Raw genomic sequence first — 21,053 nt, forward strand, 5'->3', positions numbered from 1 at the left:
TGCCTACTCCTGATCTTCGCTGTGGACCACGGCGAGAACCGCGCCGACCTCGACCTGCTGGCCGGCGGAAACGTTCAATTCGGTGAGCACGCCTGCGGTGGGTGCGGCGATGGTGTGCTCCATCTTCATCGCCTCCAGCCACAGGATGGGCTGGCCCTTCTCGAGCCGGTCGCCGACGGCCGCGCCCAGGCGGATGACCGCGCCCGGCATCGGGGCCAGCAACGAACCTTCGGCCACCTGGTCGGCCGGGTCCTCGAAGCGCGGCAGGCGGCGCACGGCCACCGGGCCGAGCGGGGAATCCACCGTTACCAGGTCGCCGTAGCGGGCGATCTCGAAGCGGCGGCGCACCGGGCCGCGCTCCCCCGGAACCTGGAGCACCACGAGATCCGGTGTGGCCTCCAGCAATTCGAGCCCGTCATGGCCCTCGACCTCGACACCCGCGCGGGTCAGGCGGTAGCGCACCTCGTGCTTGCCGGTCAGGCGCGACTCGTAGGACTTGGACTGCGGCTGCGACGGCAGATTGCGCCAGCCGCTGGGCAGGCCGCTGCCGACCCGGGCCGCGCGCCGGTTGGCGGCGGCGTCGGCGAGCGCGGCCGCCACGATGGACAGCTGCTCGTCGGCTTCGGAAACCAGTGGCGCCGAGAGCTTCTCGAGATCGTGGGTCGCGAAGAACGCCGTATCGGTGTCGCCCGCCAGGAACGCCGGGTGCCGCAGCACCCGCACCAGCAGGTCGCGGTTGGTGACCAGGCCGTGAATCTTGGCCCGCTGCAACGCGCTCGCCAGCAGATGCGCCGCCTCGTCACGGGTCTCGGCGTAGGCGATGACCTTCGACAGCATGGGGTCGTAGTGCACGCCCACCACGGAACCGTCCACCACGCCGGTGTCCAGGCGCACACCAGGCTCGGTCAGCACGGTGAATTCGCCCAGGGTGCCTGGGATGTCGATCTTGTGGACGGGGCCGGACTGCGGCTGCCAGTCGTGGGCCGGATCCTCGGCGTAGAGGCGCACCTCGATGGAGTGGCCGCGCATCTCCGGCTGCCGCGCGGGCAGCGGGCGACCGGCGGCCACCTGCAGCTGCAGGCGCACCAGGTCGAGGCCGGTGACCTGCTCGGTGACCGGATGTTCCACTTGCAGACGGGTATTCATCTCCAGGAAGAAGAAGTCGCCCTTCTCGTCGGCCAGGAATTCGACGGTGCCCGCACCCTCGTAGCCGATGGCCTGCGACGCCAGCCGCGCCGCTTCGAACAACCGCGCCCGCATGCTCTGTCCCTCGGCCATGCGCGCGGGCTCGTGGTTACGCTGCGCTACCTCCTCCGAGCTTGACGCGCGCATGGCGTCGATCTTCTCGACCAGCGGGGAGGGAGCCTCCTCGACGACCTTCTGGTGGCGGCGCTGGATCGAGCACTCGCGCTCGCCGACCGCCCACACGGTGCCGTGGGTGTCGGCCATGACCTGCACCTCGATGTGGCGCCCGGTCTCCAGGTAGCGCTCACAGAAGACGGTCGGATCGCCGAAGGCGGACTGGGCTTCCCGCTGCGCCGCCTCGATCTGACCGGTGAGCTCGGACAGTTCGCGCACCACGCGCATGCCGCGACCGCCGCCGCCGGCGGACGCCTTGATGAGCACCGGCAGCATGTCGGCGGTGACCTCGGCCGCATCCAGCTGCTTCAGTACCGGGACACCGGCGGAGTCCATCATCTTCTTGGACTCGACCTTGGAGCCCATCTGCTCGATGGCCGCGACCGGCGGGCCGATCCAGGTGAGGCCGGCGGCCTGCACAGCCTTGGCGAATTCGGCGTTCTCGGAGAGGAATCCGTAGCCGGGGTGGATGGCGTCGGCACCGGCGGCCAGGGCGGCCTCGATGATCAGCTCGGCACGCAGGTAGGTCTCGCCGGGGGTGTTGCCCGGCAGGCGGATTGCCGCATCGGCCTCGGCGACATGGGGAGCGTTCGCATCGGCGTCGGAATAGACCGCCGTGGTAGCGATACCCATGCGACGGCAGGTGGCGAACACCCGTCGTGCGATCTCGCCACGGTTGGCGACCAGAACGTTGGTAATCACTGTGCCCATTGGGGTCGCAATGCTCATCTCTGGCCTCACATCCGGAAGACGCCGAAGCCCTCGGCGCCCTTGATCGGGGAATTGTGGATGGCGGACAACGCCATTCCCAAGACCGTGCGGGTGTCACGCGGGTCGATGACGCCGTCGTCGTAGAGGCGGCCCGACATGAACATGGGCAGCGATTCGGCCTCGATCTGCGCCTCGATCATGGCGCGCATCCCGGCGTCGGCCTCCTCGTTGAAGGGCATGCCCTTGGCCTCGGCCGCGGCCCGGCCCACGATGGAGATGACGCCCGCCAGCTGCGCACCGCCCATGACGGCGGATTTGGCACTGGGCCAGGCAAATACGAAGCGCGGATCGTAGGCGCGGCCGCACATGCCGTAGTGGCCCGCGCCGTAGGACGCGCCCATGAGCAGCGAGATGTGCGGCACCTTCGAATTCGACACCGCGTTGATCATCATCGCGCCGTGCTTGATGATGCCCTTCTGCTCGTACTCCTTGCCGACCATGTAGCCGGTGGTGTTGTGCAGGAACAGCAGTGGCGTGTTCGACTGGTTGGCCAGCTGGATGAACTGGGTCGCCTTCTGCGCTTCCTCGGAGAACAGCACGCCGCGGGCATTGGCGAGAATGCCGACCGGGTAGCCGTGCAGTTCCGCCCAACCGGTCACCAGGCTGGACCCGTAGAGGGGCTTGAACTCGTCGAAGTCGGAGCCGTCGACCACGCGGGCGATGACCTCGCGCGGATCGAAGGGGATCTTGAGGTCGGTCGGCACGATGCCGATCAGTTCCTCGGAGTCGTACAGCGGCTCGATCACCTCGGTGACCGGGCGCGCCGCCGGGCCCTGCTTCTGCCAGTTCAGCCGCTTGACGATGGACCGGCCCAGCCGGATCGCGTCCTGCTCGTCCACGGCCAGGTAGTCGGCCAGACCCGAAATGCGGGCGTGCATGTCGGCGCCGCCGAGGGATTCGTCGTCGGACTCCTCACCGGTGGCCATCTTCACCAGCGGCGGACCGCCCAGGAACACCTTGGAGCGCTCCTTGATCATGACCGTGTAGTCCGACATGCCCGGGACGTACGCGCCACCGGCGGTGGAATTGCCGAAAACCAGTGCGATGGTGGGGATTCCGGCCGCCGACAGCCGGGTGAGGTCCCGGAACATGCGCCCGCCGGGAACGAAGACCTCTTTCTGTGTCGGCAGATCCGCGCCGCCGGACTCGACCAGGCCGATCACCGGCAGCCGGTTCTCCAGCGCGATGTCGTTCATGCGCAGGTTCTTGCGCAGCGTCCACGGATTCGACGTACCGCCGCGCACGGTCGGATCCGGCGCGACAATCATGCACTCGACGCCCTCGACAATGCCGATGCCCGCGATCACGCTGGCGCCCACATGGAAGTCGCTGCCCCAGGCCGCGAGCGGGGCCAGCTCCAGGAACGGCGAATCCTCGTCGATGAGCAGTTCGATGCGCTCACGCGCGGTCAGCTTGCCGCGCTTGCGGTGCCGGGCCATCTTGTCCGGGCCACCGCCCGCGATGTTCTTGGCGTACTCGGCCTCCACCTCGGCCAGCTTGGCCGTCATGGCTTCGGCGGCGGCCTGATAGTCCGCCGAATTCGGGTCTACGGACGTGCGCAGAATACTCAAGACTGGAACCCCAATCGCTTGGCCGCGAGGCTGGTCAGGATCTCGTTGGTGCCGCCGCCGATGCCGAGGATGCGGACATCGCGGTAGTGGCGCTCGACTTCGGACTCACGCATGTAGCCGAGGCCACCGAAGAGCTGCACCGCCTGGTGGGCAACCCATTCCGCGGTCTCCACGGCGGTGTTCTTGGCGAAGCACACCTCGGCGATCAGATCGGTCTCGCCGCGGGCGGCACGCTCGGCCAGCGCGTGGGTGTACACACGCGCGACGTCGATGCGGCGCGCCATCTCCGACAGCGTGTTCTGCACGGCCTGGCGGCTGATCAGCGGGCGGCCGAAGGTCTCCCGGTCCCGGCACCACTGCAGGGTCAGGTCCAGGCAGCGCTGGGCGTGCCCGTACCCCTGCACGGCCAGCCCCATCCGCTCGCTCACGAAAGCCTGTGCGATCTGGGCGAATCCGCTGTTTTCGGGGCCAACCAGGTTCGAGACCGGCACTCGCGCATCGACATACGACAGTTCGGCGGTGTCCGAGCACAGCCAGCCCATCTTCTCCAGCTTGCGGCTGACGGTGAACCCGGGCGTGCCCTTCTCCACCACCAGCAGCGACACACCCGCTGCGCCCGGACCGCCCGTACGCACCGCGGTCACCACGAAATCGGCGCGCACACCGGAGGTGATGAAGGTCTTGGACCCGTTCACGATGAAGTCGTCGCCGTCACGAACCGCCGTGGTCCGCAGATGCCCGACATCCGAACCGCCGCCCGGCTCGGTGATGGCCAGCGACCCGATCTTCTCGCCCGCCAGCGTCGGCCGCACCCAGCGCTCGATGTGCTCGGCATTGCCCGAGGCGATCAGGTGCGGCACCGCGATACCGCAGGTGAACAGGGAGGCGAACAGGCCGCCCGAACAGCCCGCGTAGTGCAGCTCCTCGGCCACGATGGCGGCGTCGATGCCATCACCGCCGGAACCGCCCGCGGACTCCGGGAACTGGATGCCCAGCAGCCCCAGCGCACCCGCCTTCTTGTGCAGCTCACGCGGGATCTCGCCATTGCGCTCCCACTCGTCCAGATACGGCAGCACCTCCCGCTCCGCGAAACCGCGCACGGTGGTGCGCAATTCGCGACGTTCGGGCGTCTGCCACGGATCTGCATATCCGGCGCTCATACCGCCTCGTTCCCTTCCGCGAGGCCGAACCCTCGCCTGTCACCGGCTCGGCCGGTCCACGGCCGCGGCGCAGGTCCGCCACGCCGCCTCACGGCAGCAACTCCGCGGGGATGTCCAGGTACCGGGCGCGCAGCCATTCGCCGAGCCCCTTGGCCTGCGGGTCGAAGCGGGCCTGATAGGCCACGCCCTCCCCGAGCAGGCCCTCGACGATGAAGTTCAGCGCCCGCAGATTCGGCAGCACGTGCCGGGTGACCGGCAGCGCGGCGGTCTCGGGCAGCAGGCGGCGCAGCTCGTCGACCGTCAGCGTGTGCACCAGCCAGCGCCACTGCTCCTCGGTGCGCACCCAGACGCCGATATTGGCATTGCCGCCCTTGTCGCCACTGCGGGCCAGCGCGATCGCGCCCAGCGGGGCACGGGTGGCGGCTCCCGCCGGAAGCGGCTGCGGCAGTTCGGGTTCCGCGACCGCATCCAGCTCCAGGGTTTCACCGGCCGGCGCGATCGCGACCTCGGTACCGTCGGCCAGGACCGCCGTGTGCGGAATCTCCTTGGAATCCACGTATCCCGGCGTGAACACCCCGTACGGACCGCCATTGCCGGGCGGGGCCGTCAGCGAGAAACCGGGGAAGCTGGCCAGGGCCAATTCCACGGCGACACTGGAGAAAACGCGCCCCACCCTGTTCGGATCCGGGTCGCGGACCACGCAGCGCAGCAGGGCGCTGGCCTGCTCCTCGGTGTCGGCGTCGGGCCGGTCCAGCCGTGCCAGGGTCCACTCCAGCTGCGCGGGCCGCGCCGGCAGCCAGGACTCCAGCTGCCGTTGCGCCAGTTCGGCTTTGGCCTCGATATCCAGGCCGGTGAGGATGAACTCCATCTCGTTGCGGAATCCGCCGATGGTGTTGGTCGACACCTTGGTCTGCGGCGGCGGGGCCTCACCGGTCACGCCGCTGATCAGCACCCGGTCGGGGCCCTCCTGGCGCACCTGGATGGTGTCGAGTCGCGTGGTGACATCCGGCCCGGCGTAGCGTGCGCTCTGGATCTCATACATGAGCTGGGCTTTCACCGTGTCCACGGTGACCGCGCCGCCGGTGCCCTCATGCTTGGTGATGACACTGCTGCCATCGCGCCGCACCTCGGCGATCGGGAAGCCCGGCCGGCCCAGATCGGCGATCTCGGTGAAGAAGGCGAAATTGCCGCCGGTAGCCTGGGTGCTGCACTCGATGACGTGTCCCGCCACCACCGCACCGGCCAGCGCGTCGTAATCGGTTCGGCCCCAGCCGAAATGCGCGGCCGCGGGACCGACCACCACCGAGGCGTCGGTGACCCGCCCGGTCACCACGATGTCCGCGCCTGCGGTCAGGCATTCGGCGATGCCCCACGCGCCCAGGTAGGCGTTCGCGGTGAGCGGCGTGCCCAGTCCGAGCTCTCCGGCCCGCGCCAGCAGATCGTCACCGGTCACGTACGCGACCTTCGGTGCGAGACCGAGCTTTTCGGCCACCTCGCGCACCCGCTGGGCCAGCCCGGCCGGGTTCAACCCGCCCGCATTGGCGACGATCTTCACCCCGGACTCGAGGGCCAGGCCGAGGCTGCCCTCCAGCTGCTTCACAAAGGTTTTGGCGTAGCCGAGGTTCGCGTCCTTCATGCGATCGCGTCCGAGGATCAGCATGGTGAGCTCGGCCAGATAGTCGCCGGTGAGCACGTCGAGCTGCCCGCCCTCGAGCATCTCCCGCATGGCGCTGAGACGATCGCCGTAGAACCCGGAACAGTTGCCGATCCGAATCAGATCCGGAGTGTCGGCGAGCTGACTCATGGCGGGCCTCCCTGTGCACCTGCGCTGTCACAGCGCGGTCGGCGCAGCCTCGGTGCTGCGGTCGATTACAGGGTCACATCGGTCCCGGAAAAAATCAAGCCCGCGTGCTTGTTATTTTCCAAAATCCCAGGTCGGGACCGGTCTCGGTGCGTCGGCAACCTTCAGGCACACTGAACAGGTGTCCTCAGACGTCACCGCGATCGTCCTGCTCGCCCTCGCCGGATTCCTGCTCGGCGGGGCGTACTCGCTGTTCAAGACCTCGCGCCCACTGGCCATCGGGCTCGCCGTCTGCGGCGTGCTCGCGGCCGTGGGCGCGGTGCTCTGGATGACCAACTGACTCTCGGGCTCTCAGGGGCTTCCCTGAAACCCCTTCCGGCCCCGGGGGCCGCTACTCCGCTTCGAGGCGGAAGATGCGGAGATCCTCGGGGACGCCGCTCAGGGGAGCGGCGAAAAAGCTACGGCGATAGGGCTTTACGCCCAGCCCGAGCTCCTCGAGCGTCTCCGGTCGCAGCGAGTCCAGGGTCGCGCCCGAGAGCATGGTGTTGCCATTGCCGCCCGCCTCCATGACGCGGGCCGCGATGTTCACATCGATGCCGAGCCAGTCGCCGCCGATCTCGCGCGGGCTGCCGGTGTGCAGCCCCAGGCGCATCTGCGGGCGATAGCCGTCCACCGACACCGCCGACAGGTTCTCCTTGGCCGCCACCGCCGCCCGCACCGCCCCGTCCGCGGACGGGAACACGGCCATCACGCCGTCGCCCATGCGCTTGACCACCTGGCCGCCACGATCCACGATGGGCGGCTCGATGGCCTTGGCCACCCGCCGCAGCAGGTCCAGGGTCACCTCGTCCCCCGCGGCCAGGGACCAGCTGGAGAAGGCCACCAGATCGGTGAACATGATGGTGATTTCCTGCGGGCCACGGCCCTTGCCGACCCGCTCCAGCACGGCCTGCCAGACCTGCAGTGCACCCAGCCCCAATTCGCGTGCGGCACTGGGGGAATCACCGACCAGCTTGTCCGCCGCGCGGGCCACCGCACGCGCGCCACCGGGTCCGGAGACCGAGAGCGGATCACCGAAGGCCGGATCGCCGGGCAGGTTCTCGCGCGCCTTGCGGATGGCGCCGATGATGTCGCCGCGCTGATTGGCGGCATTGACCATGGCCGAGAGCTGCCCGGGGAAACGGCCGCGCCGCCGCCCGGTCTGCGACTCGCCGGTCTCGTCGGGGTCCTCGGACAGTTCCGCGGGAATCAAGGGAATGACCACATCCGGGTCGATGCGGGGTTGCCGCGCCCGGCTGCCGGGGACGTCGCGGGACCGGTTGCGATCGGTTCCCAGTCCGTCCGTGCGGTTCGCGTCGGAGGCGCGTTCACCGCCGTCGGAGGGTCGTTCGCTCACGCCCAGAGCGTATCTCAGCGTTCCGTCATGGGATGGATCAATGATTGCCACCTGACACCTCCCGATCGGTGCTAGCGGCCACATCATTGGACCCGCCGAAGGTTTGAGTGTTTTGGTTGCTGCTTCGATGCTACGACTGTCCGGTACGACGGCCAACCGATCCAGGCCGGTAGGAAAAGTTAGCTGGAACACACTTTCGGCTCCCCATGACATCGGCCCGATACGGAGAATCCGTATCGGGCCGATGCTCGCCGCCGTGCCGGGCAGTGGCCGGCGGCCCCCAGGGCAGGGTCTGTGCGTCGCGCTCTACGCGTCGCGCTTATTTACCACGAACAACGCGGCTCCGAAGATCAATGCGACAAAGACCGCGAAATAGGCCAGGCCGCCCCACGGACCCCAGTGCCAGTAGGACGACTTGGCGTCCACGGTGCCCAGGAACAGGCCCGCGTTCTGGAACGGCAGCAGCACCTGGATCTCCCGGCCGACCTTGCCGAACGCGCCCACCATGGGCTCGAGGATCACCGGCCAGACGATCAGCAGCGACAGCGCGCCCGCCGACTGCCGGATCAGCGTGCCCACGCCGACCGCCAGGAAGACCACCAGCAGGATGAACAGCGGCACGGCGTAGAAGACCCGCAGATCGCCACTGCTCAGGCTCAGGTGACTGCCCGCGTCGTGGTTCACCATGACCTTGAAGATGAAGAAGCCGAGGAAGGTCAGCACCGCGCTCAGCAACGCCATAGCAACCCCAATGACGCCGGCCTTCGTGAGCAGCACGGAGGTTCGGCTGGGAACCGCGAGAAAGGTGGTCTTGATGGTGCCGAAGCGGTACTCGCTGGTGACCGCCAGCGCCGCCAGGATCATGACCATCAGGTAGCCGAAACCCGGAATGCCCTGGGCCAGGCCGGTGATACCCAGGCCCGCCACCGAGTTCTCCGCGTACGGCGCGTCGGCCGGGGTCATCTTGCCCTGGGCCAGCTGATCCTCGAACACCCGCCAGGACGCGTTCAGGGCCAGGCTGAACAGCGCCGCGATACCCAGCGCGAACACCACCAGCAGCGCCGTGCACCAGACCGGGGACTTGGTCGAGGTGAGCTTGATTCGTTCCGCCGCGAGCACTCCCATCAGAGCGCACCTCCCATAACCTGATCGAAGCCTTCGCCGTGGTACTGCACCGCGCCACCGGTCATGCGCATGAACGCCTCCTCAAGCGAGGCGCGCTGCGGCGAGAGCTCGTAGAGCGTGATGTCGTTGGCGCCGGCCAGTTTTCCGACCGCGTCGCTGGTGACGCCCGCGACCACCAGGGCCGGGCCGTCCGCCTCGGCGCCGTCCTCGCGGACCGTCATGCCGTTCGAGGTGAGCAGGCTGCGCAGCTGATCCAGCTGCGGACTGCGCACGCGCACAGACTGTTCCGAGGCCTTCTCGATGAAATCCTTTGTGGTGGTGTCGGCAATGAGCCGGCCCCGGCCGATCACGACGAGATGCTCGGCGGTCTGCGCCATTTCGGAGAGCAGATGACTCGACACCAGCACGGTGCGGCCCTCGCCCGCCAGCCGCTGCATGAAGCGGCGGATCCACAGAATGCCCTCGGGATCGAGGCCGTTCACCGGTTCGTCGAACAGCAGCACCTGCGGGTCGCCGAGCAGGGCGCCGGCCAGGCCGAGCCGCTGCGACATGCCGAGGGAGAAACCGCCGGCGCTCTTGTTGGCGACCTCGGACAGGCCGACCAGGCGCAGCACCTCCTCCACCCGCGACTGCGGAATGTCATTGGAGGCGGCCATCCACCGCAGGTGCGAGCGCGCGGAACGATTGGGATGCACCCACTTCGCGTCCAGCAGCGCGCCGACGGTATCGAGCGGACGCTTCAGGTCGTGGTACGGCTTACCGTCGATAAGGGCGGTGCCGGAGGTCGGTGTGTCCAACCCCAGGATCATCCGCATGGTGGTCGACTTGCCCGCCCCGTTCGGGCCGAGGAAGCCGGTCACCTGCCCCGGACGGACCGTGAACGACAGGTCCGACACCGCGACGGTCTGGCCGTAGTGCTTGGTCAGGCCTCTCAGTTCGATCATGGCGACCAGTCTTCCCCATGTGTGGAGCGCGCACTATCGCTAATTGGTCGCGCGTCACTCATCCCTGAGGATGAATGTGCTTAATTGCCCTCCGGTTTAATTTGCCCTCCGCTCCGCTCCGGGCGGGTTCGCGGCGCTGAAGGTCTCGTTCTTCCCTCCCTCCGCTCCTCCGCTTCGCTCCCCCGCTCCGCTCAGTCCAGAACGAGACGCGCCGCGAACCAGAGTGCGGCGCTTCAGAATCCGGGCGAGGACGCTTGTGCCCAGAACCGCTTGGGGATTCGACCCGCCTGCCGCGCCAGCCAGCCGCCCTCGACCGCGCGGGCCATGGCGGCGGCCATCAGCGCGGGCTGCCGGGCGCGGGTGACCGCGGTGGCCAGCAGGACCGCCGAGCAGCCGAGTTCCATTGCCAGCGCGGCATCACTGGCGGTGCCGATGCCCGCGTCGAGGATGACCGGCACGCCCGCGGCGGCCACGATCATCTCGATATTGTGCGGATTGCCGATACCCAGGCCGGTGCCGATCGGCGAGCCCAGGGGCATGACCGCGGCGCAGCCGGTGTCCTCGAGGCGCTTGGCCAAGATCGGGTCGTCGGTGGTGTAGGGCAGCACGGTGAAGCCGTCGTCCACCAATTGCTCTGCGGCGGCGACCAATTCGATGGCGTCGGGCAGCAGGGTGCGCTCGTCGGCGATGACTTCCAGCTTCACCCAATCGGTTTCGAGCGCCTCGCGGGCCAGCTGGGCGGTGAGCACGGCCTCGGCGGCCGTACGGCAGCCGGCGGTATTGGGCAGCGGGGCGATCTCCAGCCGCTTGAGCAGGTCCAGCACACCGGTGCCGCCCGCGGCGTCCACCCGGCGCATGGCGACCGTGGTCAGCTCGGTGCCCGAGGCGACCAGGGCCTCCTCCAGCACGGCCAGGTTCTCCGCGCCGCCGGTGCCCATGATGAGCCGGGAGCCGAACTCGCGACCCGCGATGACCAGCGGCGCTCCCGCCGGCGCGCTAGCCACCCTGCACCGCCGTCAGCACCTCGATCTCCCAGCCGCGGCCGACCGGCTCGTCCCAGCGGGACTTGGGGAACACCGCGCCGTCGATGGCCAGCGCCACGCCCTGGCACGGCAGGTTCAGCCGTTCCAGTAGCTGCCGGATGGTGAGCTCGTCGGGGAACACGTGGTCCTCACCATTGACGGTGACGCCGACCGGAATTGCGGTCATCGAACTCCTCCTGGGTGCTGTGCATATCAAAACGGTGCGGCGGTGGTGAACCGGCGCGGGTCCGCGGCGCGCGCCTCGGGCAGCTCGGTGTCGGCGAGCAGCGCCAGGACGGCGTCGGCGGTGACCGGGGTGTCGAGAATGCCGTTGCGGCCGTGTCCCGCGGCCACGATCACCTGCTCGTCCAGGTAACCGATCAGCGGCAGATTGTCGGGCGAGCCCGGTCGCGAACCCGCGATGGCCTCGGCGAATTCGTACTCGCCGAGGCCCGGCAGCACGGCTTCGGCATCGGTGACCAGGTCGCGGACACCGGCGACGGTGACGGCATTGTCGAACCCGACTTCGTATTGTGTTGCACCCAGCACGATCCCGTCACGCCTCGGCACAAGATATATGGGCCGGCCGTGCACCCGGGCCCGGATCACGCGGGCGGGCGCGGGCGGGGCGCTGGGGCGGCGGCGCAGGCGCAGGATCTCGCCCTTCACCGGGCGCACCGGCAGACCGGGCCACAGGTCGGCGGCCGCGGCGCCGGTGGCGAGTACGATGCGATCGTGCGGCAGGCCCGCCGGGGACTCCACCCGCTCCGCGCGGAACTCGACTCCGGCCGCGGCACAGGCGGTTCGGAGCGCGGTCACCAGGGCGCGATTGTCCACGGCGGGTTCGGCGACGGCGAGCAGTCCGGCGCGCACGCCGCGGCCCAGGCCGGGTTCGGCGGCGCGCACCCCGGCGCGGTCCAGCAGGCGCAGCTCGTGGCCGCGGGCATTCACCCAGTCGGCGATGGTGCGCAGGTCGGCGGCGTCGGCGCCGTCCAGGGCGACGGTCAGGGTCTGGTCGGCGACGAAGACATCGGTGCCGGTGACGGCCCGCAGCTCGGCGGCGAACCCGGGCCAGCGGATCAGGGAGGCGGCGCCGAAGGCGAGAGCGGCGTCCTCACCGGGCCAGCCCTCCGAGAGCGGGGCGAGCATGCCGCCCGCCACCCAGGAGGATCCGGAGCCCACGGCCGGGTCGAAGAGGGTGACGGTCCAGCCCGCTCCGGCGGCACGCCAGGCTACCGAAAGTCCGATCACACCGCCGCCGACGACGGCCAGAGTCCGCATGTGAATCCACCTAACTCATCCCGGCATCCGCGGGACCTGCATATATGTCGCTCGAAACAGTGGACTCGGCGGGATTGTCGCGCACCGGCACGCCGGGTGCGCTCCCTCGGGTCGTTTCGACTGGAACACCGTAGCGCGACTACCGTCGAGGCTGTGCAACCCTCCCACCCGAACCGGCCCGCCACCCCACGGGAACGCCTCGCCACCGCGCGGCTGTACCTGTGCACCGACGCCCGCCGGGACCGGGGTGACCTGGCGGAGTTCGCGGAGGCGGCCCTGGCCGGCGGCGTCGACATCATCCAGCTGCGGGACAAGGGCTCGCCCGGGGAGAAGCAGTTCGGGCCGCTCGAGGCCAAGGCCGAACTGGGTGCGCTGGCCGAGCTGAAGGCCGCCGCCCGCCGCCACGGCGCACTCGTCGCGTGCAACGACCGCGCCGATATCGCGCTCGCGGCCGGGGTGGACGTGCTGCATCTGGGACAGGGCGACCTGCCGCCCTGGTACGCGCGGCAGATCCTGGGCGGCGAGGTGGTGCTGGGCCGCTCCACGCACAATCGCGCGCAGGCCGGGCTGGCCGCGGTGGACGAGCACATCGACTACTTCTGCACGGGGCCGGTGTACGCCACCCCGACCAAGCCGGGCCGCACCCCCGCGGGCATCGACCTGGTCCGGTCCACCGCCGATTCGCACACGCAGCGGCCGTGGTTCGCCATCGGCGGTATCGACGCCCGCAGCCTGCCCGAGGTGCTGGACGCGGGCGCGACGCGAATCGTGGTGGTGCGAGCCATCACCGAGGCCGACGATCCGGAGGCCGCCGCCCGCGCCATCAAGCAGCGGATCCTGGAGAACGACCGCTAGCTAGCCGACCGGGTCGAGGCGGATCGGGACGCCGTTCAGGTTGGACATGCCCGCGAGGCGTTCCACATCGGCGAGATCGGTGGACATCAGGTCGTCTTGCGCTGGCCGTGGTAGCGGCATTACCTCATGCCGTGGCCGTGCGCGAATTCGCAGACGGTGCCCTCGATTCCGGAACGCACGGCATATCGTTGCCGCCAGGCGGGGCTCTGTTGCTCGGTGCGGGCTCGGACTTGCAGGTCGAGGAGTTCTCGTGGGGGAAAGCCCACGTTGCGGGCGTCGGTGATCTTGGAATTCGGCATGTCGCGGCAGCGGGCCAGGTAGAAGATCGCATCGCAGATCATCCGCCGCGGCCATTTCTCCGGGCGACCCCCTCGACCTGCGGTGTTACCCGGTGGTGGCAGCAGCGGCTCCAAGACCGCCCACTCGGGATCGGTCAGCGACGAGGACGGGTAGAACGGGCACTTCGGCGACTCGCCGTGGGTCGGGCACGACAAGCACGAGCAGGTAAGCGACACTGGCACAGGGACTCTCGGTGAGCGGCTACAGGTGTGGAAACCCCAGTCGTACCGGGATTCCCTCTACATGTCAGGCATCACACGCCGACCGGCCACCGAGTTCTCAGATGCCCTTTCAAGCTCAGATCGTCGTTGTCGGTGGCTTGTGTCACACTCGCCGATGATGAGCCGCCACACCACCTTCCGCTACTGCCTCGACCCCACGGTCGAGCAGCAACGGGCGCTCGACCGCCACGCCGGCGCGACACGGTTCGCGTTCAACAAGTCCCTCGACTTCGTGAAAACCGCGCTCACCCAACGTGAAACAGATCCTGATCACCAGGTGCCGTGGACCGGTTTCAGTCTGATCAACGCCTTCAACACATGGAAGAAGACCGAAGCCGCAGGCCGGGTGATTGCGGTCGACCCGGACGGAGTCGCCGAGATCGAGGTGACCGGACTGGTCTGGCGCCGCGAAGTGTGCCAGCAGGTGTTCGAAGAAGCCGCCGTGGACTGCGGACGCGCCCTGGGCGCCTTCGCCGATTCACGCACCGGCAAACGCCAAGGCAACAGAGTCGGATTCCCTCGATTCAAGAGGAAGAACTCGACCACCCCGGCGTTCCGGCTGCGCAACAAGATCTCCAAGTCCGGTCGCGCTGGGATCCGCATCGGCGACAACGGAATTCCGCGATCGGTGACCCTGCCCGGGATCGGAACAATCCGGGTCCGGGAGGACACTCGCCGCCTGCGGCGCATGCTCGCGAACGGGCGCGCCAAAATCCTCTACACCACTGTTTCGTTCCGGGCGGGTCGCTGGCAGCTCAGCGTGACCGTCGAAGCCGCCGATCTCCACCCTGCTGTCCGCCACTGGCCGTGTGCGGCCGACGACGACACCGGCTGGGTGGGGGTCGACCGCGGGTTGTCGAATTTCCTGGTCGCCGCCACAGCGGACGGCACCGAAGTCGCCCGCATCGACAACCCGCCCAAACCCCTGGCCAGGGGATTGCGCCAGCAGCGACGGTTGGCGAAGTCATTGTCCCGCAAGCAGAAAGGATCGCGTAACCGCAAAGACGCCGCCGCCCGGTTGGCGCGGCATCATCACCATGTCGCCAATGTTCGCCGCCACTTCCTGCATCAGGTCAGCAACGGGCTGGTCAAAACCCACGACCGGCTCGTTGTCGAGGACTTGAATGTGGCGGGCATGCTCGGCAACCACCATCTGGCGCAAGCGATCGGCGACGCCGGATGGGCCGACTTCGCCCGAATAGTGCGCTACAAACAACAGTGGCGCGGCGGCACCCTCGTCACCGCCGACCGCTGGTACCCCTCGAGCAAACGCTGCTCGGCCTGCGCCAGGGTGAACGCGCAGCTGACGTTGTCGGATCGGGTGTTCGCCTGCGAGTGCGGGTTTCGCGCCGACCGCGACCACAATGCGGCGGTCAACCTCGCGGTATGGCCGACGAACCGACCCGAAGACTCTCCCCGACCCCCGGACCCCCAAGCATGAGGCCGGGTAACCAATGCTCGCCGACGGGAAGGCGCTGACCGACACCTCATAGGTGCCGGTGAAACCGGCCCGGACGACGCGGGAACCGACGTTCACACCACGCAAGTGGCGTGAACCGACGACGCCCGAGAAGGGCGGTGCCTGACAACCGATCAGAGTTTTCAGGCACGCTGTCAAGACAACACCTGGTCCAGAGTGAGGAACAACACATTTCCGGCCAAATCGGTCTGTTCCGTAACCGATTCGGGCGCGCCGATGCGGGCGGTGCGGCCGACCCCGTCGCCATTCGAATGCAGCCAGAGGAATCCCTGCCCGGCCAGATCCAGGGTGCGCGGCAACGCGGCCGCCACCGCGCCGGTATCGGCGATTCCCTCGAGACTGATGAGGGTGGGCGCGGCGCGCAGGACGGGCCAGGCGGCAGCGAAGCCGGGGTGCAGCGGCCGGTCCTCGACCTCGTCCTCGGGCACCCAGATCAGGTCCTGACTCTCCATGTTGCCGCGGGTGCGCAGCCGATCGGCGGCATCGGCGATGACGGTGGTGTAGGTCCAGCCACTGGGCGCGGTCGCGGTCACGCGGGATCCGCGCACCCGGATCGAGCCGGGCGCGATGCCCGCCTCCTCCTCGGCCTCGCGGACGGCCGCGTGCACGCTGGTCTCGTGTGAATCGCGGGCTCCGCCGGGCAGCGCCCAGGTGCCGCCCTGATGGGTCCAGGCTGCCCGATGATGCAGCAGGACTGCAGATCCGCCGCCAGCCAGCGGGGCGCGCAGCAACAGTCCGGCAGCGCCGAAACGACCCCACTGGCGGGTGCCATCCGGACTCTCCGCCCAGCCGTCCCCATCACCACGCATCTTCGCAATCCCATCGTCCAACCGCGCTGCCGTGCACAGTCCCCGCTCGGGCGGGTCACACCGCGGGGATTCCCGCGTCACAGCGGCGGTACGTCCACAATAAGCTCATCCGACAGCAACAAGTCGGTCGTTCGATATCGGTCGGTAGGAGGTGAGGATGGCTCGCACCGAGGAATTGCGGCTCGCGGAGCTGTCCCCGCGCATCGCCGCCGCGGCCTGGCGCGAACGCTTCGCGACCACCGAACTGCGCAGTTTCGCCCAGTCCTCCCCGGCCAAACTGATCGCCATCGGGCTGGTCCTGCTGAGCCTGTGTGTGGCGGCCGGCATCGTGACCGCCACCGCGGTGACCAATCGGCAACACGCGCTGGACGTCCTGCTGGATCAGTCCGAGCCCGACGCTTATTCGGCGCAGCGGCTCTATACCTCGCTGTCGGTGGCCGACGCCTCGGCCAGTGCCGCCTTCATTTCCGGTGGGCTGGAACCGAAGCCGGTGCGCGACCGGTACAACCAGGCGGTCGGCGAGGCCGCGGCCGAACTGGTGACCCAGTCCAATCGCAGTGATGGGGACGCGGATACGCATCTGCGCAGCGGTATCGCCACCGGACTGCCGGTATATACCGGCGTCATCGAGACCGCGCGGGCCAACAACCGCGCCGGGGAGCCGGTGGGCGCGGCCTATCTGAGCGAGGCATCCAACCTCATGCAGGGGACGCTGTTGCCGATGGCGCAGGAACTGCAGGAGCACCGGTCCGCCGCCATCACCTCCACCCAGCACACGCACGTGCGCCCGCCCTGGCCCGCCATCCTGCTGCCACTGCTGGTGGTGGCGGCGCTGATCGCGGCGCAGCTGTTCCTGTACCGGCGCTGGCACCGGGTGCTCAATCTCGGGCTGCTGCTGGCCACCGGGACCATGGCGGCGCTGCTGACCTGGACGGTGATCGCGGGCATCATCTCCGCGGTGGACACCAGCCACGCCCGCGACGGGGGCAGCACCCCCACCGTGGCGCTCACCGAGAGCCGCATCCTGGCCCAGCAGGCCCGCACCGCGGAGACCCTCAAGCTGGTGCGCCGCGACACCAGCGCCGACTACGACAAGGCCTACGACCAGGCCATCGACAAACTGCGAAACATCCTGTCCGGCTATCGAACCGACGCGCCCGGCGCGAGCGACGTGCAGACCGCGGCGGCCGCCCTGGACCGCTGGCGGGCCGCGCACCAGCGCATGAACGACGCCCTGTCCAAGGGCGACTTCATCGGCGCGGCCGCGGTCGCCACCGGGCCGGGCGCCAACGAGGCCACCGCGCAGACCGACGCGCTGGACCGCGCGCTCGGCGACGGCATCGCCGGCACCCGGAACATGCTGCGCACCGACACCTCGCACGCCGCCCGCACGTTGGACCTGCTCGGCCCCGGGGCGCTGGTGCTGAGCACCGCCGCCGCCGTGCTGATCGCGGCCGGACTCTGGCCCCGACTGCGGGAGTACCGATGACCCGAAGACCCCTCCACTCCCTGACACTCGCGGCCCTGGCCGCGGCCGTGGCCTGCACGGCCGCCTGCGGGAACACCGGTCCCCCGCCACCCGCCCCCTCGACCCGGGTGCCCAGCTATGTCGAGCCGCCACTGCCGTCGGGAGCCGTTGCGGCACAGACCCAGACCGCGCCACCGCCGGAGGTGGCCGATTGCGGTGACCCGACCGCGAGCCTGCGGCCCAACGGCACCAGGAGCGGGCCCGACATCGACGCCATCCGGGCGCGGGGGCGGCTGTTGGTCGGCCTGGACCCGGGCAGCAATCTGTTCAGCTTCCGGGATCCGACCAGCGGCACGCTCGCCGGATTCGATGTGGAGATCGCCCGCGAGCTGGCCCGGGACCTGCTGGGCGATCCGGCGGCGCTGGAGTTCCGGATCCTCGGCTCCGCCGACCGCGAGCGGGCACTGCAGGAGCACACCGTGGACGTGGTGGTGAAGACCATGACCATCAATTGTCAACGGCGGCAGACGGTTACCTTCTCGACCTCGTATCTGCAGGCGCATCAGCGGGTGCTGGCCGTGCGCAACTCCGGCATCACCGGGCTCGCCGATCTGGCGGGCAAACGGCTGTGCGTGGTCAGCGGGACCACCTCCCTGGACCTGATCCGGCGCGCACAGCCCGCCGCGTCCATCCTCACCGTGCCCAGCTGGGCCGACTGCCTGGTGGTGCTGCAGCAGCGGCAGGTGGACGCGGTCAGCACCGACGACACCGTGCTGGCCGGGCTGGCCGAGCAGGATCCGGCCACCGAGGTGGTCGGACCCAACCTGAGCACCGAGCAGTACGGGATCGGCATCTCCAAGGGCGCGGACGATCTGGTCCGCTTCTTCAACGGCACCCTGGAACGCATTCGCGCGGACGGGACCTGGACCCGGCTCTACGGCCGCTGGCTGATGACCGAGCTCGGCGACGCAGCCATTCCGCCGCCCCCGAGGTATCAGGACTGACGATGACCACACCGGATCAGCCCGAGGGTACGCAGGCGGTCGCGCGCACCGAGATGACCGTGGGACCGTACTGGCCCGCCCGGACCGAGCTGACCACGCGGCACGAACCGGCCGGCGACAGCGATGACGACGCGGGCACCCGGCCCGCCCAGCGCACCGAGCCGACGCCGCGGGCGGAATCCCCCGGCACGCAGGCGACCGTCGTGGAACCGGAAATCCGGGTGGCACCGAGTGTTTCGAGCGCCGAGGGCGAGCCGCGCACCCCGACCCGGCCCTCCCAGCGCACCGCCCGCATGACCCGCCCGCGCCCCGTGGTGCGGCGGCTCGGGGCCGGACTGGTGCCGATCCCGGCGGTGGAGCCGGTGGATCCGGAAGCCGCCGTGCTCGACGATCCGGTGGTGGCCGAGGGGCGGAGGTTCTGCTGGCGGTGCGGCAAGCCGGTCGGACGGGCCACTCCGACCCGGGCGTCCACCACCGCGGGCACCTGCCAGACCTGCGGCGCGCCTTACGATTTCCGGCCCTCGCTGTATCCCGGCGACCGGGTGGCGGGCCAGTACGAGATCCAGGGCTGTATCGCACACGGCGGATTGGGCTGGATCTACCTGGCCATCGACCGCAATGTGAGCGACCGCTGGGTGGTGCTCAAGGGCCTGTTGCACGCCGGTGACGCCGAGGCGCAGGCGGTCGCGCTGGCGGAGCGGCAGTTCCTGGCCGAGGTCGTGCACCCGAGCATCGTGAAGATTCACAACTTCGTGGAGCACCCGGGGCCGGACGGGACGCCGATCGGCTACATCGTCATGGAGTACGTGGGCGGGCGTTCGCTGCGCGATCTGCTCGATCACCATGCGCCCGACCGCATGCCGGTCGCCGAGGCCATCGCGTACCTGCTGGAAATCCTTCCCGCCCTGGACTATCTGCATTCGGTGGGGCTGGCCTACAACGATCTCAAGCCCGACAACATCATGATCACCACCGACCGGGTGGAGCTCATCGATCTGGGCGCGGTCACCCAGTTCGAAGCGTACGGAAACCTGTACGGCACCAGGGGATTCCAGGCGCCCGAGATCGCGCACACCGGGCCGACGGTGGCCACCGACATCTACACCGTGGGCCGCACGCTGGCCGTGCTCACCCTGCACCTGCCGATGGAGCGCGGCGCCTACGTCGACGGCATCCCGGATCCGAAGGAGCAGCCGGTGCTGGCTCGGCACCCGTTCCTCCACCGGCTGCTACTGCGCGCCACCCATCCGGACCCGGAGCGCCGCTTCCCCTCCGCACGCCTGCTGGCCACCCAGCTCACCGGCGTGCTGCGGGAGATCCTGGCAGTCGAGACCGGCAACGAGCATCCGCAGCTGTCCACGCTGTTCAGCCCGCCGCGCACCAGTTTCGGCACCGGCGAGCTGATCGCGCAGACCGACGGCATCATCGATGGCATCGCTCGCGACACCCTGCTGCAGCCCGGCAACGTGGTGGCGGCGCTGCCGGTGCCCATCATCGATCCGGGCGACCCGTCCGCGCCGCTGCTGGCCGGGGCCGCGCATCCCGAACCCCGCCACGCCCTCGACGAGCTGCGGCACGCCCGCCAGCGCGCGGCGGCCGAACCCGGCGGCGCGCCGGAGACCTTCGAACTGGAGGTGACGCTGGCCGAGGCCCGCGCCCACCTGGACCTCGACGAGCCCGCGGCCGCCCGCATGCTGCTGGCCCGGCTCACCGACGAGCCGCTGCCGCCGGCCCCGGACTGGCGCATCGACTGGTACCTGGGCCTGACCGAACTGCTGGAACTGGAGTACGAGCGCGCTTTCGCCCGCTTCGACGCCGTGCTGGAGGCACTGCCCGGCGAGATCGCACCCAAGCTGGCGCTCGCCGCCACCGCGGAACTCATTCTCCAGCACTGGGATTCGCCCGATCCCGAGGAGTGGCGGTCCTACGCCGAGAACTACTACGCCACCGTGTGGCGCACCGATCGGGGCGTGGTGAGCGCGGCCTTCGGCCTGGCCCGCCAGCTGGCCGCGGCCGGGAACATCACCGCCGCGGTACACGCGCTGGATCAGGTGCCGCCCGCCTCACGGCATTACGCGGAGGCGCGGATGACGGCCATTCTCATGCTGCTGACCTGCGCGCCCGCCGCGGAACTGGACGAGTCGACGCTACAGGTGGCGGCGGCGCGGGTGCAGGATCTGCCGCCCGGCGAGGGACGCGCGGCCCAGCTGCGAATTCTCACCCTCGGGATCGCGCTGGGCTGGGTGCAGGCCGGGAAGCACCCGAAATCGGTCAGCTCCACGCTGTTCGGGTCACCGTTCACCGAGCGGGATCTGCGGCGCGGCATCGAGACCGGCCTGCGCGGCCTGGCCCGCTCCGCACCCGAACGCACCCACCGGTACGCGCTGGTGGATCTGGCCAACGCGGTGCGTGCCAAGTCCTGGTTCTGAGGAACCGGAAGAATCCCG

At 69.4% G+C, this 21,053-nt stretch carries 18 protein-coding genes and 1 pseudogene; 6 read left to right on the plus strand and 13 right to left on the minus strand.

All coding sequences use genetic code 11. The annotated features are described in order from the left end of the window. Positions 1-3: 3 nt before the first annotated feature. The 4 genes from ACIRRA_RS27005 to ACIRRA_RS27020 form a co-directional block, all read right to left on the minus strand. Positions 4-2,070 (minus strand): acetyl/propionyl/methylcrotonyl-CoA carboxylase subunit alpha, encoded by a 2,067-nt coding sequence (locus ACIRRA_RS27005; RefSeq protein ID WP_402773484.1) that lies wholly within the window; start codon positions 2,068-2,070, stop codon positions 4-6. 26 nt (positions 2,071-2,096) lie between these two features. Next, positions 2,097-3,701, minus strand: a complete 1,605-nt coding sequence (locus ACIRRA_RS27010; protein ID WP_402773486.1) for an acyl-CoA carboxylase subunit beta — start codon at positions 3,699-3,701, stop codon at positions 2,097-2,099. After that, a complete protein-coding gene (locus ACIRRA_RS27015; RefSeq protein ID WP_402773489.1) occupies positions 3,698-4,861 on the minus strand; it encodes an acyl-CoA dehydrogenase family protein in 1,164 nt (387 codons plus the stop codon). Before ACIRRA_RS27015 ends, ACIRRA_RS27010 begins: the two co-directional genes overlap by 4 nt. An 88-nt stretch (positions 4,862-4,949) precedes the next feature. Further along, complete coding sequence (locus ACIRRA_RS27020) at positions 4,950-6,665, minus strand: acyclic terpene utilization AtuA family protein (protein WP_402773491.1); 1,716 nt, start codon at positions 6,663-6,665, stop codon at positions 4,950-4,952. Between the two features lie 178 nt (positions 6,666-6,843). Between ACIRRA_RS27020 and ACIRRA_RS27025 the strand changes: the two genes are divergently transcribed. Next, on the plus strand, positions 6,844-7,002 hold the full coding sequence (locus ACIRRA_RS27025) for a hypothetical protein (protein ID WP_357004908.1): 159 nt from the start codon (positions 6,844-6,846) through the stop codon (positions 7,000-7,002). Positions 7,003-7,053: 51 nt separating this feature from the next. Here ACIRRA_RS27025 and ACIRRA_RS27030 read toward each other — a convergent pair whose 3' ends face one another. From ACIRRA_RS27030 to thiO, 6 genes are all read right to left on the minus strand, one after another. Next, positions 7,054-7,821, minus strand: a complete 768-nt coding sequence (locus tag ACIRRA_RS27030; protein WP_402773688.1) for an adenylate/guanylate cyclase domain-containing protein — start codon at positions 7,819-7,821, stop codon at positions 7,054-7,056. A gap of 543 nt (positions 7,822-8,364) precedes the next feature. Further along, the gene (locus ACIRRA_RS27035; protein WP_402773493.1) at positions 8,365-9,183 is read right to left on the minus strand and encodes an ABC transporter permease; all 819 of its coding nucleotides are present in this window, start codon (positions 9,181-9,183) and stop codon (positions 8,365-8,367) included. Continuing rightward, positions 9,183-10,127 carry an ABC transporter ATP-binding protein gene (locus tag ACIRRA_RS27040; protein ID WP_379401279.1) on the minus strand — a complete coding sequence of 315 codons (945 nt, stop codon included), beginning with the start codon at positions 10,125-10,127 and terminating at the stop codon, positions 9,183-9,185. Before ACIRRA_RS27040 ends, ACIRRA_RS27035 begins: the two co-directional genes overlap by 1 nt. 233 nt (positions 10,128-10,360) lie before the next feature. After that, a complete protein-coding gene (locus ACIRRA_RS27045) occupies positions 10,361-11,131 on the minus strand; it encodes a thiazole synthase (protein WP_402773496.1) in 771 nt (256 codons plus the stop codon). Then, positions 11,124-11,336, minus strand: a complete 213-nt coding sequence (gene thiS, locus ACIRRA_RS27050; protein WP_354843470.1) for a sulfur carrier protein ThiS — start codon at positions 11,334-11,336, stop codon at positions 11,124-11,126. Before thiS ends, ACIRRA_RS27045 begins: the two co-directional genes overlap by 8 nt. Before the next feature lie 26 nt (positions 11,337-11,362). Continuing rightward, the gene (gene thiO, locus ACIRRA_RS27055; RefSeq protein ID WP_402773499.1) at positions 11,363-12,430 is read right to left on the minus strand and encodes a glycine oxidase ThiO; all 1,068 of its coding nucleotides are present in this window, start codon (positions 12,428-12,430) and stop codon (positions 11,363-11,365) included. Positions 12,431-12,583: 153 nt separating this feature from the next. On the opposite strand from thiO, the gene thiE reads away from it, so the two are divergent. Continuing rightward, complete coding sequence (gene thiE, locus ACIRRA_RS27060; RefSeq protein WP_402773501.1) at positions 12,584-13,285, plus strand: thiamine phosphate synthase; 702 nt, start codon at positions 12,584-12,586, stop codon at positions 13,283-13,285. 119 nt (positions 13,286-13,404) lie between these two features. Here the strand turns inward: thiE and ACIRRA_RS27065 are convergent, their stop codons facing one another. Next, positions 13,405-13,626: a hypothetical protein gene (locus ACIRRA_RS27065; protein WP_402773705.1), complete on the minus strand. Its 222-nt coding sequence runs from the start codon at positions 13,624-13,626 to the stop codon at positions 13,405-13,407. Positions 13,627-13,650: 24 nt separating this feature from the next. After that, positions 13,651-13,806 (minus strand): annotated as a pseudogene (locus tag ACIRRA_RS27070) (hypothetical protein); the annotation flags it as partial. A gap of 157 nt (positions 13,807-13,963) precedes the next feature. Between ACIRRA_RS27070 and ACIRRA_RS27075 the strand changes: the two are divergent. Next, positions 13,964-15,286 carry an RNA-guided endonuclease TnpB family protein gene (locus ACIRRA_RS27075; RefSeq protein WP_402773504.1) on the plus strand — a complete coding sequence of 441 codons (1,323 nt, stop codon included), beginning with the start codon at positions 13,964-13,966 and terminating at the stop codon, positions 15,284-15,286. Positions 15,287-15,459: 173 nt separating this feature from the next. On the opposite strand, the gene ACIRRA_RS27080 is transcribed toward ACIRRA_RS27075, so the two are convergent. After that, positions 15,460-16,134: an NUDIX domain-containing protein gene (locus ACIRRA_RS27080; protein ID WP_402773506.1), complete on the minus strand. Its 675-nt coding sequence runs from the start codon at positions 16,132-16,134 to the stop codon at positions 15,460-15,462. Between the two features lie 157 nt (positions 16,135-16,291). Between ACIRRA_RS27080 and ACIRRA_RS27085 the strand changes: the two genes are divergently transcribed. The 3 genes from ACIRRA_RS27085 to ACIRRA_RS27095 are packed head-to-tail and all read left to right on the plus strand — an operon-like array spanning position 16,292 to position 21,035. Next, positions 16,292-17,623 carry a hypothetical protein gene (locus ACIRRA_RS27085; RefSeq protein WP_402773509.1) on the plus strand — a complete coding sequence of 444 codons (1,332 nt, stop codon included), beginning with the start codon at positions 16,292-16,294 and terminating at the stop codon, positions 17,621-17,623. Then, complete coding sequence (locus ACIRRA_RS27090) at positions 17,620-18,606, plus strand: glutamate ABC transporter substrate-binding protein (protein ID WP_402773512.1); 987 nt, start codon at positions 17,620-17,622, stop codon at positions 18,604-18,606. The genes ACIRRA_RS27085 and ACIRRA_RS27090 overlap by 4 nt, the downstream gene beginning before the upstream one ends. A gap of 53 nt (positions 18,607-18,659) precedes the next feature. Beyond that, a complete protein-coding gene (locus tag ACIRRA_RS27095) occupies positions 18,660-21,035 on the plus strand; it encodes a tetratricopeptide repeat protein (RefSeq protein WP_402773690.1) in 2,376 nt (791 codons plus the stop codon). The last annotated feature ends 18 nt before the right edge of the window (positions 21,036-21,053 follow it).

It is taken from the genome of Nocardia sp. NPDC101769, from assembly GCF_044766925.1.
Lineage (GTDB): Bacteria > Actinomycetota > Actinomycetes > Mycobacteriales > Mycobacteriaceae > Nocardia.

Excerpts from the sequence above, each read along its gene's own strand:
- ACIRRA_RS27005 (WP_402773484.1), bottom strand. The coding sequence starts at position 2,070 with ATGGGCACAGTGATTACCAACGTTCTGGTCGCCAACCGTGGCGAGATC.
- ACIRRA_RS27015 (WP_402773489.1), bottom strand. The coding sequence starts at position 4,861 with ATGAGCGCCGGATATGCAGATCCGTGGCAGACGCCCGAACGTCGCGAA.
- ACIRRA_RS27020 (WP_402773491.1), bottom strand. The coding sequence starts at position 6,665 with ATGAGTCAGCTCGCCGACACTCCGGATCTGATTCGGATCGGCAACTGT.
- ACIRRA_RS27030 (WP_402773688.1), bottom strand. The coding sequence starts at position 7,821 with ATGGTCAATGCCGCCAATCAGCGCGGCGACATCATCGGCGCCATCCGC.
- ACIRRA_RS27035 (WP_402773493.1), bottom strand. The coding sequence starts at position 9,183 with ATGGGAGTGCTCGCGGCGGAACGAATCAAGCTCACCTCGACCAAGTCC.
- ACIRRA_RS27040 (WP_379401279.1), bottom strand. The coding sequence starts at position 10,127 with ATGATCGAACTGAGAGGCCTGACCAAGCACTACGGCCAGACCGTCGCG.
- thiS (WP_354843470.1), bottom strand. The coding sequence starts at position 11,336 with ATGACCGCAATTCCGGTCGGCGTCACCGTCAATGGTGAGGACCACGTG.
- thiO (WP_402773499.1), bottom strand. The coding sequence starts at position 12,430 with ATGCGGACTCTGGCCGTCGTCGGCGGCGGTGTGATCGGACTTTCGGTA.
- ACIRRA_RS27065 (WP_402773705.1), bottom strand. The coding sequence starts at position 13,626 with ATGATCTGCGATGCGATCTTCTACCTGGCCCGCTGCCGCGACATGCCG.
- ACIRRA_RS27075 (WP_402773504.1), top strand. The coding sequence starts at position 13,964 with ATGAGCCGCCACACCACCTTCCGCTACTGCCTCGACCCCACGGTCGAG.
- ACIRRA_RS27080 (WP_402773506.1), bottom strand. The coding sequence starts at position 16,134 with ATGCGTGGTGATGGGGACGGCTGGGCGGAGAGTCCGGATGGCACCCGC.
- ACIRRA_RS27085 (WP_402773509.1), top strand. The coding sequence starts at position 16,292 with ATGGCTCGCACCGAGGAATTGCGGCTCGCGGAGCTGTCCCCGCGCATC.
- ACIRRA_RS27090 (WP_402773512.1), top strand. The coding sequence starts at position 17,620 with ATGACCCGAAGACCCCTCCACTCCCTGACACTCGCGGCCCTGGCCGCG.
- ACIRRA_RS27095 (WP_402773690.1), top strand. The coding sequence starts at position 18,660 with ATGACCGTGGGACCGTACTGGCCCGCCCGGACCGAGCTGACCACGCGG.